Genomic DNA, 15,672 nt, shown 5'->3' on the forward strand with positions numbered 1-15,672 from the left:
CCTTGCTACTGCACGTTGCGTGTCTGGTTATTGCACGTTGAGTTCCAGATCGGTGGAATGAGAATCCGGTCCGGCGGTAACGGTAACAGTCACGGTGTAATTCTTCGCCGCCTGGCCGAAGAACCCGTTGCTAGATCCGCATCCGGTCAAGCCGGCCAACGCCGCGAGTGTTCCCACGACAACAAACATGATTGCCAGATGGCCCATCAGCTTTCTGCGTGCGCGGCGGAGCCGGTAGGCAAACGGAAGCAGCAGAGCAGCCCAGGCAACCGAGGGCAGACCATTGCTGTGGCTGTTCGTCGGTTGAGAAACCACAGCGGCCGTCTGCCCCGGCACATGGAAGGTGAGTGAGACATTGTCCAGCGTCGTCGTCGCAGGAACCTGCCACGAGTTCGCAGACAGTTGCATCCACGGCTTCGTGCTCAGCTCAGCGGTCGCTCCCTGCGGCAGACCGGTGACCGTAAGTGTCGCTGCAACCGGGAAGCTGCTTCCGCTCGTCGGAGCGATGGCGACCTGATACGTCGCCGAGTTACCGGGAACCACCGTCTGCGAAGCGCCGTTCCCTACCGCCTTGAGCGAGAAGTCGACGACACTCTGGGTTACGACGTTTGCCGTTGCCGCCACGTAGTTCGCATCTCCGCTGTAGACAGCGGTGATGGCATGACTTCCAGTGGCAAGAGCAGATGTAGTCAACGATGCAACACCGTTGCTCAGAGCCGCCGTTCCCAACAGGGTGCTGCCATCCATAAAGCTGATGCTGCCGGTAGGTTGAGTGGTTGAGGAGGCGACGGTAGAGGTCAAGGTGACATCGCCCTGCAGCATGCTCGTATTCACGCTGGAAGTAAGCGTGATACCCGGCGCGCCTTTTGCGGCGCTTCCGCTCTCCGGCAGCAATGCAGAGATACCGCCATCCGCCGTAATGCCCATGATGCCGGTACGCAGCCCATTACCTATCGGAGTGAAGTTGATCGTGATGGTGCAGTTTGCCTGCGCGGCCAAGGTTGCCGGGCAGGTTGTAGTGAATGGGAACTCTGTCGCATTCGTCGTACCGATTGCCAGATGCGTCAGCGGAAGTGCCGATCCGGTGTTCCTGATTGTCACCGTCTGCACCGCGCCCGTACCCACCGAGGTCACGGAGAAGCTCACCTGGGGAAGCGAGATATCGATCCCCGGCGGAATAGCGGACGCCGAGACCGCCACCACACCAACGGTCGAGGACGATGTCGAAGATGTGTTTGCCTGAACCGCCTGAGTATGCGGACGCATGATGCTGCCACCCGTCGCCGCAATGCCTGCTCCTGAAGAGAACGTCACCGTTCCGGTAATGGCGCCGGTGCTTGCCGGTGTCACCGTGATATCGACGGTGCAGGAGGCGCCGTTTGCCAGCGATGTACCGCAGTTGTCCGTCTCAGTGAACTGACCGCTGGGTGTAATCACCAGGTTGTTCAACGCCTGGCCGGTATTGTTCGTCAGCGTTGCGGTCTGCGAGGCGGAATGCTTACCTAAGGTCTGCACTCCGAAATTCATCACCGGCGGAGTAAGCGTCAGACCATAGGGACTGCCGTCACCCGCAAGCGAGACCTGTTGCGTACCACCGCCTGCATTGTCGTTGATCGTCAACACTCCCGTGCGATGGCCCAACGCCGTCGGCACGAAACGTGCCGTCAGCGTGCAGAATCCTCCCACTGGGACGGTCGCCCCGCAGTTGTCGGTCTCTGTAAAGTCGCCCTGGGTACTGAAACCGCTCATCTGCAGCGGGACATTCCCGCTGTTGGTCAGCGTCACACTTAACGCGGTACCCGTAGCCTGCGAGGTCGAGACGTAGGGATAGCTTCCGAACGCCAGCGTTGTTGGGAAGACAGTGACACCCGCCTGCTGGCCAACGCCGCTCAACGAGATCAGATGAATGCCATCGACATTGTTCGCGATCTGGATAACGCCGGTGCGTGTTCCTATCGTCGTAGGCGTCATCGTGACATTCAGGATGCAGTAGCCGCCCACGGGGATAGCGCTCGCCGTACAGGTATCCGTCTCAGCAAAATCTCCCGTCGCATTGATCGCCGTGATCTGCAACGGCGCCGATCCGGTATTCCACACCGTCACGGTCTGTGCCTGGCTGGCAGTGCCCACAGCCAAGCTACCGAAGAAGACCGTCGAAGGCGAGATGGCGATACCAGGAAGCGTTCCCTGTCCGCTCAACGCCACAACCGTCGACACCTGACCGGATGCATCGCTGAACTGCAGTGAGCCATACAGGGATCCCGTCGCAGTCGGCGCAAAGCTCACGCTGATCAGGCAGGAGCCGCCTACCGGCAACACCGCCGGGCATTGATCTGATTCAACGAAATTGTTCGACACGGTAATCGGGTTCAGTGTCAGCGGTGTTGTACCGGTGTTCTTCGCCGTCACTGTCTGCGCCATACTGACGGTGTTGACCACCTGTGCGCCAAAGAGCAGGAACGAGGGCGACATCGTAACGCTTGCATTCGTGCCCTCTCCCTGCAGCGTCACCGTCTGCGAACCGGCGGTATCACTGATCGTAACCGTGCCCGGCAACAATCCTGTCAAGGTTGGCGTGAAGGTTACATTGACGCTGCAGCTGGCGCCTGCCGCGATCTGTCCCGTGCAGTTGGTTGTATCCGCGAAGTTCGCCGTCGTGGTTACGGAATTGATGGTCACCGGACCGGTACCGGTGTTCGTAAAGATCACGGTTTGTGCCAACGAGGATGTATTGACCGGCCGGCTTCCAAAGAGCAGCTCAGCCGTGCTGAGAGTTGCTCCGGGAACCAGGCCTGTGCCCGTCAACGAGATCGTCTGCGATCCCTGGCTATCGCTTACAGTCAATACGCCGGATTCAGCACCCGCAATCTTCGGTGCATACACGACGTTGATCGTGCAGCTTGCGCCTGCAGCCAGCGAAGCCGCGCAGTTATTCGTTTGTGCGAAGTCTCCAACAATGCCGAAGCCGATTCCGGTAAGAGCTGCGCTGCCTGTATTGGTCAGCGTTGCGGTCAATGTTTGGCTTGCCGATCCGACCAGCGTTGCCGGGAATGCCTGCGCGCCCGGCGTCAACGACACGCCTGCCTCTGTTCCCGTACCGGAGAGATTCACCACCTGGCTCTGGCCGCCCGCATTGTCAGTCAACGTAAGAGTTCCCGTACGGCTGCCGATCGCTGTTGGCGTAAAGGTCACCGTCAAACTGCAGTTGCTGCCTGCCGGCACCGATGCGCACTTACCCGTCGTTGCGAAATCGCCTGTCGTCGCGATGTTCGAGATCACGAGCGGAGCCGTGCCTGTGTTGCGGATCGTCAGCGTCTGGCCCGTGCTTGCCGTAGAAACAACTTCACTGCCAAAACCCAGTGCAGCCGGTGAGACCTGGATGCCAGGCGCGGTGCCTATACCTGTCATCGGCACAGTCTGCGCTACGTTCGACTGTGCGTTGGTGATGGTCAAGGTCTCTGCACGCGATCCAGCGACTGTCGGTGTAAAGGTCACATTCACGCTGCAATTACCCTGCGCTGCAATCACCGCACACGCGCTTGCGGCGTGGAAGTCACCGTTTGCCTGTATGCCGGTGATGGTTACCGGGAAAGCATTGGGATTGGTAATGATCAGCGTCTGCGCCAGGCTGGTGGTGCCTACCGGCTGGTTGAGGAAGTTCAAGGACGCGAGACTGAGGTTCAGTGTCGCACCAATACTCGTGATACTCTGCGTCACCTGTGATGCCGCGACGTAATTGCTATTCCCCGCCTGATTCGCCGCCACGACGACTGGACCAACGCCTGTAACCGTCAACCGACTACCGCTGACTGCCCCAGGACCCGAAAGAACGCTGAAGACAACCGGATTTCCTGATGCTCCGCCGGTTGCGGACAGCAGAAGCGCTCCGCTTCCGTAGATCACCTGCGCCGGCAATGCGGCAAAGGTAATGCTCTGCGCGGCCGGTGAAATCACCACCGTGCCGGTCGCAGTGCCGCTGTAGTTGGCATCGTTGATCGTAGCCACCATGGTGTAGCTGCCTGCGGCCGTAGGAACAGTCGCACCACCGTTGTAGGTGGTGGTCACCGTAAGGCCGGAGGGCGAGGTGGTCACCGTGCCTGCCTGGGGCGATCCAGTGTAGGTGAGGTTCAGATTGCTCAGCGTTACTGTCGCCGTCGCCTGGTTCACCGCGAAGGTCTGCGCGGTACCGGTCACGGCCGCGTAGTTTGTTCCTGCTGTTGCACTTGCTGTCAGCGAGCAAGTACCTACTCCAACGTAGCGCACTACGCCACTGGTCACGGTGCAGATGCCGGTCGAGTTTGAAGTTACTGAGGCTGTGCCGTCACCGATATAGCTGAACGTAGGTATGAAATCGTGACCGTAGGTCCCGCTGGCCGGGAGGTTTGAAATGCTGATCGTCGGAGTCGCCTGGCTTACCGAAAACATCTGAGCCGTGCCGGTCACGGCTGCGTAGTTGCTGCCTGCTGTCGCACTTGCTGTCAGCGAGCAAGTACCTACTCCAACGTAGCGCACTACGCCACTGGTCACGGTGCAGATGCTGGTCGAGTTTGAAGTTACTGAGGCTGTGCCGTCACCGATATAGCCGAACGTAGGTATGAAATCGTGACCGTAGATCCCGCTGGCCGGAAGATTGGAGATACTGATCGTCGGCGCAGCCTGGCCCACAGAGAAGGTCTGGGCCGTACCCGTGACCGCCACGTAGTTCGTCCCTGCCGTTGCGCTTGCTGTCAGCGAGCAGGTGCCTACTCCAACGTAGTGCACTACACCACTCGTCACCGTGCAGACACTGCTCGAGTTCGAGCTCACCGACGTTGTGCCATCGCCGGTGTAACTGAAGGTCGGCGTGAAGCTGCCACCGTAGGTTCCGCTGGCCGGAAGATTCGAAACGCTGATTGTCGGCGTCGCCTGACCAACAGAGAAGGTCTGCGCAGTGCCAGTTACCGCTGCGTAGTTCGTTCCTGCCGTTGCGCTTGAAGTCAGCGAGCATGTGCCCACTCCGACGTAGTGCACCACGCCGCTGGTCACGGTACAGACACTGGTCGAGTTCGAGCTCACCGACGTCGTTCCATCGCCCGAATAGCTGAAGGTCGGCGTAAAGCTACCACCGTAAGTTCCGCTGGCAGGTAGGTTCGAGACGCTGATCGTCGGCGTCGCCTGACCCACAGAGAAGGTCTGCGCAGTGCCAGTTACCGCTGCGTAGTTCGTTCCAGCCGTTGCGCTTGAAGTCAGCGAGCATGTGCCCACTCCGACGTAGTGCACCACGCCGCTGGTCACCGTGCAGACGCTGGTCGAGTTCGAGCTCACCGAGGTTGTACCGTCGCCCGTATAGCTGAAGGTCGGCGTAAAGCTACCACCGTAAGTTCCGCTGGCAGGTAGGTTCGAGACGCTGATTGTCGGCGTCGCCTGACCGATGGAGAAGGTCTGCGCCGTACCGGTCACAGCCGCATAGTTCGTGCCCGCCGTAGCGCTCGCTGTCAATGAGCAGGTCCCCACGCCAGCGTAGTGCACGACACCGCTGGTCACCGTGCAGATGCTGGTCGAGTTCGAGCTCACCGAGGTTGTACCGTCGCCTGTATAGCTGAAGGTCGGCGTAAAGCTGCCGCCATAAGTTCCACTTGCCGGAAGGTTCGAGATACTGATCGTCGGCGTACCCTGGCCTACAGAGAAGGTCTGTGCTGAACCTGTAACCGTGTTGTAATTCGTACCCGCTGTCGCGCTCGATGTCAGCGAGCAGGTGCCTGTGCCAACGTAGTGCACTACACCGCTAGTCACCGTGCAGACGCTGGTCGAATTTGAGCTCACCGAAGTTGTGCCATCACCCGTGTAGCTGAAGGTCGGCGTGAAGCTGCCGCCGTAGCTTCCACTCGCTGGAAGGTTCGAGATGCTGATCGTTGGCGTCGCCTGGCCAACGGAGAAGGTCTGCGCCGAACCGGTCACTGCTCCATAGTTCGTGCCTGCCGTCGCGCTTGAGGTCAACGAGCAGGTACCAACCCCGACGTAATGAACCACGCCACTGGTGACGGTGCAGACGCCGGTCGAATTTGAGCTCACCGAAGCTGTGCCATCACCCGTGTAGCTGAAGGTCGGCGTAAAGCTGCCGCCGTAAGTTCCACTCGCCGGAAGGTTCGAGATACTGATTGTCGGCGTCGCCTGGCCAACGGAGAAAGTCTGCACGCTCCCCGTCACAGCAGCATAGTTCGTGCCCGCCGTCGCACTCGCTGTCATCGAGCATGTGCCCACACCAACGTAGTGCACCACGCCGCTGGTCACGGTACAGACACTGGTCGAGTTCGAGCTCACCGACGTCGTTCCATCGCCCGAATAGCTGAAGGTCGGCGTAAAGCTACCACCGTAAGTTCCGCTGGCAGGTAGGTTCGAGACGCTGATCGTCGGCGTCGCCTGACCCACAGAGAAGGTCTGCGCAGTGCCAGTTACCGCTGCGTAGTTCGTTCCAGCCGTTGCGCTTGAAGTCAGCGAGCATGTGCCCACTCCGACGTAGTGCACCACGCCGCTGGTCACCGTGCAGACGCTGGTCGAGTTCGAGCTCACCGAGGTTGTACCGTCGCCCGTATAGCTGAAGGTCGGCGTAAAGCTACCGCCATAAGTTCCACTGGCGGGAAGGTTCGAGACGCTGATTGTCGGCGTCGCCTGACCGATGGAGAAGGTCTGCGCCGTACTGGTCACAGCCGCATAGTTCGTGCCCGCCGTAGCGCTCGCTGTCAATGAGCAGGTGCCCACGCCAACGTAGTGCACTACACCGCTGGTCACCGTGCAGATGCTGGTCGAGTTCGAGCTCACCGAGGTTGTACCGTCGCCTGTATAGCTGAAGGTCGGCGTAAAGCTGCCGCCATAAGTTCCACTTGCCGGAAGGTTCGAGATACTGATCGTCGGCGTACCCTGGCCCACAGAGAAGGTCTGTGCTGAACCTGTAACCGTGTTGTAATTCGTACCCGCTGTCGCGCTCGATGTCAGCGAGCAGGTGCCTGTGCCAACGTAGTGCACTACACCGCTAGTCACCGTGCAGACGCTGGTCGAATTTGAGCTCACCGAAGTTGTGCCATCACCCGTGTAGCTGAAGGTCGGCGTGAAGCTGCCGCCGTAGCTTCCACTCGCTGGAAGGTTCGAGATGCTGATCGTTGGCGTCGCCTGGCCAACGGAGAAGGTCTGCGCCGAACCGGTCACTGCTCCATAGTTCGTGCCTGCCGTCGCGCTTGAGGTCAACGAGCAGGTACCAACCCCGACGTAATGAACCACGCCACTGGTGACGGTGCAGACGCCGGTCGAATTTGAGCTCACCGAAGCTGTGCCATCACCCGTGTAGCTGAAGGTCGGCGTAAAGCTGCCGCCGTAAGTTCCACTCGCCGGAAGGTTCGAGATACTGATTGTCGGCGTCGCCTGGCCAACGGAGAAAGTCTGCACGCTCCCCGTCACAGCAGCATAGTTCGTGCCCGCCGTCGCACTCGCTGTCATCGAGCATGTGCCCACACCAACGTAGTGCACTACACCGCTGGTCACAGAGCAGACGCTGGTCGAATTCGAGCTCGCCGAAGCTGTGCCGTCGCCGGTATAGCTGAAGGTCGGCGTAAAGCTGCCGCCATAAGTCCCGCTAGCTGGCACATTTGAGATGCTGATCGTCGGCGTCGCCTGGCCAACAGAGAAGGTCTGCGCTGTACCCGTGGTTGCGTTGTAGTTGGTCCCAGCCGTTGCACTCGCTGTCAGCGAACAGGTGCCCGTGCCAACATAGTGCACCACGCCGCTGCTCACGGTACAAACACTGGCCGAGTTCGAGCTTACGGATTTCGTACCATCGCCGGTGTAGCTGTATGTCGGTGTAAAGCTGCCGCCATAGGTTCCACTGGCAGGCAGATTCGAGATCGCAATCGTCGTTGATTGCTTTGAGGACACCGTTATCGATGTAGTCGCTTCGGCGTCGTCCGAGGTGTTGAGAGTCGTGTCGATCTGCGAGGCGGATACCAGGCCGTAGAAGAAATCGGTATACGTTCCCACAGTGGCAGGGATCGCGGTCTGGAAGGTCAGATCTGCCGAACCGTTCGCGGGGACAGTGAAGGTACCCGACCAGATCAATGTACTTCCGTTGATCGATGGATCGGAGATAGAGGCTCCTGCAAAGGTGGAGCTGCCGTTGATGTAGTTCTCCGCGTCCGGCGAGGCCGCCAGGGCATCGATGAATTCATCCAGGGAAGCCGCAACCGACCCGGAATTGGTGATATGCACCGTATACGTAGCGGTACCGCCGCTAAGCCCGAATGAGGTCGGTGTCACCGACATGGACAACAGCAGCGTGTTGGTGGCGGCCTGAATGGGCGGAATATTTCCCAGCGACGAGACCGTGGTGTGTTTGATCTGCGAACCGCTATTGATATACGCAATCGGCTGTACCGATGTCGTACTGGATGTCGTTCCTGTCACCTGGTAGGTGTACGTCACCGTGTAGTCGGCACTGGCAATCGCCGAAATCGCCGAGGTGGGGATCTGCAGCATGTCGGTGTATGTTCCGGTTCCACCGTTGCTGAAAGTAAGGCTGGTCTTGGTGAGCCGGAAGGCATCCGCCGGAAAGCTGGTGCTTGTCTGAGGGCTCAGGGCGAAGATATTGCTTCCGCCGATACTTCCCGTCGAACCATTCACCGTCACGGTAAAGGTGCTGCCCACGGAAGGTGTCGTCGTCGAAACGCTTCCACCGGTCACCTTGTTTGCGCTGGCCGCAATCGTATCGTAGACCGTGATGTCGTTCGTGGTCAGCGTCGCAAGAAGATTGTTCGTGGGAGGCCCGAGATAGACGTCAACCGTAACTCCCTGGGCGGACGAGATGTTGCAGTTGCCGCTGGTAAAGCTGGAGCAATCCACACCCAGAAAAAAATAGGCCGCTTTGGTCGCCCCCGCCGCCAGCGATCCGAGGTGCGAAACCCCGGTGTCGTTTCCTCCCAGGGAGAGATAGACGGTGCCCCCGGTGAAATTGCCGACCGTAACCCACACGTCCGACAAGTCAGTCGTGCTGTTGTTGGTGACGTTGTAGACAGCATAAAAACCGGTGGGATAGGGCGAGGTCTTCGTATCGACGTAGTAGACGCTGCTGAAGCTCTGCGTAATCGTGATGTTGTTCTGGGTTGTAGATGCTCCCAGGGATGCGTAAGCGCGGCAGCTTAGACACACCATCCACAACATCGCTAGCAGGCCGATGACGGCTGACTTTCTGATCATGAAACTCCCCTATGTAGCAGCCCCTCGGGCTGTCCAGCTCTCGACTCAGGCTTTTCGTTCGCGGGAGAGTTTCGTCCGCGGCCAGAAAATGTCAGTTCTTATTGGGGGAGATCGGCTGTCTTGCCCTTGGGCATGAGAGATCTAGGAGGAGAAGCTGAGGATTTTGTCCCGAAACGATACACACTGTTATCACCGGGCCAGCGATCCATACTCTGGGACTTATATCGACAAAATTTGTCGCGGCAATAACTGTTGCGCAAGAGAGTGGTGGGATTGCCAAATACGCCGCCCTCAGCAGCTGAAGCCGTATGTCGTTCAGCACATCGATACGGCACGGCTTTACAGGCTGCGGATAAAAGCGCTGAAGGCGCGCTCTATACCAGCCTGGGGCAACGCCCCAGGTCTCGGATTGTTAAGAGTCTGAAGGCTGAAGGCCCGATCTATAATCCTCATGCCAAATGGCTGAAGAAGCCCATCAAGGAAAAGGAAGCACAACTTCTTTGCATAGATGCAAAGGCCCAGCACTACATCTACAGGAGAAATGTTCTTGCGCGAATCTGCCTTCACTGCAGAGTTATAGAGCGGGCCTTCAGCCCTTTAAGATCTTGTGGGCACTGAGACCTGGGGCGTTGCCCCAGGCTGGTATAGAGCGCGCCTTCAGCGCTTATAGTGCCTGCCCGAAGGACCGCTGAACACCCCAGCCAGCAAAGCTGGCCGGGAACCCGCCGCCCCCGCCCGATTCGAGCGAGGCTCGAACATTTCACGCTTACAAAATTGCCCGCGGCCAGGGCCTCTTTCCGCAGCCTGTTTAGCCGCTGAGGTCAAATTTTCCGTCATCTGCTATTCCGTACGACTCCTACCCATCTCCCTCAGATCCAGCCGGTAACGGCACTTTCTCGGATGGCCGCTCTGATAAATAACGCAATCGGCCGGAACGTCAACGATCTCGATGAACTTCGCTCCCGCACGCTCACAGGTGCGGCGTGATGGAATATTGTCCGGGTCACAGGTGATCCACAGCGGATCAATTCCCAACCCACGAGCGATACGCACTAAGAGGCGCAAGGCGCGTGCTGCATAGCGATGACCGCGATATGCAGGCTCGACAAAATAGCCAACGTGCCCGGCATACCGTTCGACGTGCTCTCCAAGGCCTGCCCTCAGATTGATTCTCCCAATCTCGACTCCCGTATTGAGATCAATCATGCGGAAGAAGTAGGTAGGTACTTGGTGAACCGGATGAGGCGATACCGTATCGAGCTCAAGACCCAGCGAACCATCGATGAGCGAATGACCTTTTAACAGACTCGGCGGTCGCATTCACTGATTAGAGCATTTTCCCTGTAACTGGGTATTCCGGAAAAGTGGTGCAGCGCCGTTTTCATTGCGGAAAACGCCCATAGATGCGGAGGCCCTACTCTGCGCCTCCAGGGAAAATGCTCTATAGTTATCCGCGACGCTTGATGAGCCGGTTAACCGCACCCATATTTCCGACACCGATCCACTGGGTCACCGCCAGGTAGATAACCCCGAACGTCACCAGCACAGTCGGCCCAACCAGCAGCGGAGCATGGAACGGTAAAACCCGCTTAAGTCCCCAGCCGGCAACCGCGGCCACAATCGCAACCAGCCATAACTTAGCGGTACGAGATCTGGACGAGGGAACGGCGCCGATCTGACGGTGCAGCGCCCGGCGCAATAAAAGGAACTCCAGCCACCCGGCAACACCGGCAGAAAGAGTCAGGCCCGCGCTGCCCCAACGCAGATCGATACCAATCAGAGGCGGCAATTTCAACGCGCAAAGATACCCAAGGGCCAGCGTAAGCGTCACCCGAACGAGGGCAAACCTGAGTGGCGTGCGCGTATTCCGAAGAGCATAAAAGGCAGAGGAATAAAGACGTCCCGAAGTAGAGGCAAGTAGACCGACCGCGGAACCTGCCAGGATTGCCCAGACGAAGAGGACATCACCGCCCTGAAAGTGTCCCGTGCGGTAGATGGTCGACACAACGACATCGCCCAGCACAACGAACGCCACCGCTGACGGGATGACGAAGAACGCGATCTGCTGCAGCCCCTGCTTCAGGCGGTTGCGAAGAGCCTCGGCGATCTCATCCTGCGTGCCCAAAGCACTGGACATCGCCGGCAGCTCCGCGGCCGACACCGCCATTCCGAACAAGCTGACCGGCAGAGTGTAAAGCGTTTGCGCATATCCCAGGGCTGCCACGGCTCCGGTGCCGAGAAAGCTGGCCAGCCAGGAGTCGATATAGGCGCTGATCTGGACGACTCCGCGGCTTAGAAAGACCGGGAAGAAGTTCTTTGCAACAGTGCGAACATGCACCGTCACCAGCTTGAGCTGCAGACGCAACGGCATCAGCAAGCGAATCACCGTTGGCAGCTGTACAGCAAACTGCAACGCGCTGCCAACGACCGAGCCGATCGCAAGCAGCACCGCCAGACGGGATTCGGAGTGATGACCGCCTCCCCAGATCAGGGTTGCAATCAAAGCAACGTTCCACATCACCGGAGCAGCGTATGACAACAGGAACCGGCGATGACTGTTCAGAATGCCGAGGCACCATGCAGAGAGCACCAGCAGCGCTGCGCCGGGAAAGAGAATCTGTACCAGGTGAATGGTAAGCAGCCGTTTCTCACCATGAAAGCCAGGCGCAATCAGGTCGATGAGCCACGGCGTAATCAGAATTCCGGCAACGACGAAGATTGTTCCCACGAAGAACAACAGAGAAAAGATGGCCTCAGCCAGTTCGGAGGCCTCTTCGTGCCGCTCCTCGGCATTCAGGCGCGCATACACCGGGATAAACGATGCCGAAAGTACGCCTTCTCCGAAGAGATTTTGAAGGAAGTTGGGGATGCGGAACGCTGCACGAAAGGCATCGGCGGCATCGGAGTTGCCAAAGTAATGCGCAAAGATCCGGTCGCGGACCAGGCCGACGACACGGCTGAGCAGAATGCCCGTTGCAACGGCCAGCGCGTGTGTCTTGGCGGAACTGCTGCGAGTCTGTGTCTTCAAACCTCGATTATAAAAACAGCACCGGTCTCTCTCTGCACAGGCCCTCCACAGCAGCCCCCATCCGCCGGAATTTTCTCCCGTTTTCAAAGTCTTTTCCCTGCCGGGGTGTCCAGTAAGATATACCTCTCTGATTCGTTCGGCTTTTTAGACCTACTGAAAGGCGGCTGGGCAGAATTGATGAACGACGACCTTCTGGCAAAGGCCCGGCAGTACGCAAAACAGGCAGATCTCTCCATACGCGCCGCCGCACTATTGCGTATTGCGCGAGCTGAGTCCGTCAAAGACATCTCCAGCGCTCGCCGAAGCTTGATGGACGGGCTTGCTCTGCTCGACGAACTTCCGAAAAGAGGCAGCGACCATCTCCACGACGAAGCGCGTGAGGTTGCGGCGGCAGTCGATCCCAGGATGTTAGATCAGACTCCGTCGGAAACACCCCATCATGGTTTCCCGGAAAGAACCGTCCAGATCATGGTCGAACACGGTCACATCGATCCAGCGGTGAACTATCTGCTCGCATGTGATGCCCCGGACTCATTTCCCTTCCTCTATCTGGGCAACGTCCTGCATAAGCTCGATCCCATGAACGCCGCCGATGCCGGCCGGCGCGTTGCGATACTACGCAAAGCATTCGAGATGTGGCGAGCGGATATTTTCAATTCGGACCGCGATCGCAGACACTTCCTCTATATCTTCGGCCGCGCATGGAAGGAGCTTCCTCCGCAGGAAGCTCTCGCGATGGTGCACGCCATCGTCGACGAGGCACTCCAGGAACCCGATTACGGAATCTCCGCCGGCTACCCCGACGGCGTTCATTTCAGCTCACTTCGCCAGAACTCGATCTTCCAGGTGCTGCACATCCTCATGCATCTGGATCCTCCGCGCGCCAGAGCTCTTATCGACTCGCACGATCAGCTTGCCGCAGCAGTACACCGCTATCCAAACGGGCGCGAAACGATAGAGCAGGAGGCCGCGGCTGAAGCAGAGCGGCTGAAGGCCGCAGGATCGACCCGTGACCGTGGAGGCTATGTTCTCACAGGCAGTCGTAAAGATTTTCCGAGACAGCTCAGGCTCATGGAGGCGATTCGCTCGGGAGAGTTCGACTTTCCCTTCGAAGACGCCACCGAAGAGTACCGCGAAGATACCTCTGCCGCATCACCGAACTTCGCACCGAAAGCATTCTGGCCGTCTACCGGAGCATTTCGCTCTGTTGCATACCAGGCCGGCAAGCGGCTGGGTATCGATGCCATACCGTTATTAGAACGGATTGAAGATCCGGATCTCCGCCTGTTCGCCATGATTGAGCTGGCCGCGGCAATGAACGGCGTTCCGCCACCTTCGGTTAGGTGGATGAGGCGGCCGCGCCCAAATCCGTATAAATACCGCCGCCGGAGATAGACAGCGACCGTAGAAAAGCAGCCGGGCTTGTCATGAAGGAACCCTGATGGCCGCTTTATCGTTTGCCCCCAATGCGGCTTGCAACTTTCAACGGGCAGTGGCTATCGTGATCCCGTCCCAAAAAGGACACGATATGAAGATCCGTAATGCTTTGCTCAGCGGCATATCTCTCGCTTGTCTCTCCGCCGGATGGCTCCACGCGCAGGCACCCGCACCCAAAGTGAAAACAGCGCAGGGCGAAGCCGCGGGCAAGTGGATTCGCGACGGAAATGAGAAAGCCTTCCTCGGCCTGCCCTATGCTGCTCCGCCGGTCGGCAATCTTCGTTGGAAGGCTCCTCAACCGCCTTCCGCATGGAGCGGCGTACGTGATGCAACAAAGTTCGGCAATCGTTGCCAGCAGTGGCATGTGTGGGACGACTATATCTTTACCGACGCCGGTCCCTCCGAAGACTGCCTTTACCTCAATGTCTACACACCAGCAGCAGCGAAGCAGGGCAGCAAACTCCCCGTCATGGTCTGGATTCACGGCGGAGGCTTCCTCGCCGGCGCTGCCTCCGAGCCGCGCTATACCAATCCTGCTCTCGTTGCGAAGGGCGTCATCGTCGTCACACTGAACTACCGCCTGAACGTCTTCGGTTTCCTCGCCAGTGAAGACCTGGCCAAAGAACAGGGCGGCCATGCCGGCAACTACGGCTTTATGGATGAGGTCGCCGCGCTGCGCTGGGTGAAGGCAAACATCGCCGCATTTGGAGGCGATGCCAACAACGTCACCATCTTCGGCGAAAGCGCCGGATCCTTTGCCATCAGCGCGCTTACCGTGGCTCCCTCGGCACGCGGCCTGTTTCACAAGTTCATCGGAGAGAGCGGCGCCTTCTTCGGCAGCGCCATTCCAATGACAGCCGCCAATGAACGCGCCAAACGCGATCAGGCTTTCGTCACCGCACTCGGCGCAAACAATCTCGAAGAGCTTCGTGCTCTACCCGCTGAAAAAATTCTTGAAGCCACACAGAAGCAGCGCGGCATCGGCTTCTCCGCCGTCGTCGATGGAACCTTCCTTCCCGAGTCTCTACAGGACGCCTACGCCGCAGGCCGGCAGACACACGTACCGTCCATCATCGGCTGGAATCGTGACGAACGCGCCGGCACGCTCTCCAAAGACATGACCGCTGAAAAGTGGAAGGCTTATGCCAAAGAGCACTACGGTGCAAAGGCCGACGAATTCCTCGCAGCCTTCCCTGCCAACACCGACGAGCAAGCCATTCGCTCCGCGGATGACTTCACCACCAACGGCTTCATTGCCATGGGAGCATGGAGATGGGCAGAGGCACAAAGTAAGACAGGACAATCACCTGTCTATCGCTTTCGCTTCGATCGCCCTGCCCCGGCAGAGCCCCTCCACCCGACAGGCAAATACGCCTTCCACTCCACTGAGCTTGAGTATGTCTTCGGCACCCTCGATGCCCGTCAGGGAGCGACATGGCAACCAGCCGACCGCAAACTGAGCGATGAAGTCGTCACCTACTGGGCCAACTTCGCCCAGACCGGGGACCCGAACGGTAACGGTTTACCCAAGTGGCCACGCTATGACAAGGAGAAGAAGCTGATTCATCTCGACGATCCGATAACCGTCAGCCCGGACACAACGCACGCCGAGTTCGAGTTTCTTGCAGACGAGCCGGCGCAGGCGATGCGTTAGTGGCGTCGTCAGATGATGGTATTTTTGTCTGTCACTTCGGAGCATCAGCGGAGAAATCTGGTTCTCCGCTGCGCAGACCCTCAGCGGCTAAAGCCGCATTGTTCTTTACATCCTGTGCGGCATGGCTAAAGCCATGCCCTTAAGCAAGGCATTCGCGCGAAGCGCGAAGCGAGATAATGCTTTTGTTTCGTATTGCTCCACGAGAAACTTATTGAACCGTTGCGCGCAGCGTGACCACTTCGCACCGCAGGTGCGATTGTCTTGCTTAAGGGGGCGGCTTCAGCCGTCCCGTATAACGCCGAAGAAGACACGCGGCTTTAGCCGCTGAGGTCAA

Annotated in this window: 5 protein-coding genes; 2 read left to right on the forward strand and 3 right to left on the reverse strand. The window is 58.7% G+C overall.

The window, feature by feature from the left end:
* Nucleotides 1-27: 27 nt before the first annotated feature.
* From FTW19_RS23800 to murJ, 3 genes are all read right to left on the reverse strand, one after another.
* Complete coding sequence (locus tag FTW19_RS23800; RefSeq protein WP_147650050.1) at nt 28-9,219, reverse strand: choice-of-anchor D domain-containing protein; 9,192 nt, start codon at nt 9,217-9,219, stop codon at nt 28-30.
* Nucleotides 9,220-10,059: 840 nt separating this feature from the next.
* Nucleotides 10,060-10,539 carry a GNAT family N-acetyltransferase gene (locus FTW19_RS23805; RefSeq protein WP_147650051.1) on the reverse strand — a complete coding sequence of 160 codons (480 nt, stop codon included), beginning with the start codon at nt 10,537-10,539 and terminating at the stop codon, nt 10,060-10,062.
* Nucleotides 10,540-10,666: 127 nt separating this feature from the next.
* Nucleotides 10,667-12,247, reverse strand: a complete 1,581-nt coding sequence (murJ, locus tag FTW19_RS23810) for a murein biosynthesis integral membrane protein MurJ (protein ID WP_222705506.1) — start codon at nt 12,245-12,247, stop codon at nt 10,667-10,669.
* 177 nt (nt 12,248-12,424) lie between these two features.
* Here murJ and FTW19_RS23815 point away from each other — a divergent pair, with 177 nt between their 5' ends.
* Nucleotides 12,425-13,642: a hypothetical protein gene (locus FTW19_RS23815; protein WP_147650052.1), complete on the forward strand. Its 1,218-nt coding sequence runs from the start codon at nt 12,425-12,427 to the stop codon at nt 13,640-13,642.
* Between the two features lie 133 nt (nt 13,643-13,775).
* Nucleotides 13,776-15,338: a carboxylesterase/lipase family protein gene (locus tag FTW19_RS23820; RefSeq protein ID WP_147650053.1), complete on the forward strand. Its 1,563-nt coding sequence runs from the start codon at nt 13,776-13,778 to the stop codon at nt 15,336-15,338.
* The last annotated feature ends 334 nt before the right edge of the window (nt 15,339-15,672 follow it).

Source organism: Terriglobus albidus, from assembly GCF_008000815.1.
Classification (GTDB): Bacteria; Acidobacteriota; Terriglobia; order Terriglobales; family Acidobacteriaceae; genus Terriglobus; species Terriglobus albidus_A.